Annotated in this window: 1 protein-coding gene; it reads left to right on the plus strand. The window is 53.0% G+C overall.

The window, feature by feature from the left end; translation table 11 throughout:
* A partial coding sequence (locus EZM41_RS08290) for a hypothetical protein (RefSeq protein WP_198470649.1) occupies window positions 1-220 on the plus strand: 220 nt, incomplete at its 5' end.
* Between the last annotated feature and the right edge of the window lie 101 nt (window positions 221-321).

Raw genomic sequence — 321 nt, forward strand, 5'->3', positions numbered from 1 at the left:
CAAAAAAGGCATTGAAAGGGCTACGCATAGGGCGCTGTATTACTCTATGGGGCATTCCCCGAAGGATTTACAAAAACCCGTTGTCGGCATAGTGAACTCACAGAACGAGACAATGCCTTCCACTCTCGACAGCAGGGCTTCGGAGTTGGAAAGGACGAGCATACCCGTGGCTTCCATCGCCTCCTCCGCCGCGACGCCGAACCGCCTGATAGTGTACTGAAAAGCATCCCGGGCATTAAGTCAGCGACAGATGCCTTGGTTCCGGAGAAGCGAATTTCCCATACGGCTTCGAGCAATGGTTCCTTTTTAAGCCTAACGGGT

Source organism: Acetomicrobium sp. S15 = DSM 107314 (genome assembly GCF_016125955.1).
Lineage (GTDB): Bacteria > Synergistota > Synergistia > Synergistales > Thermosynergistaceae > Thermosynergistes > Thermosynergistes pyruvativorans.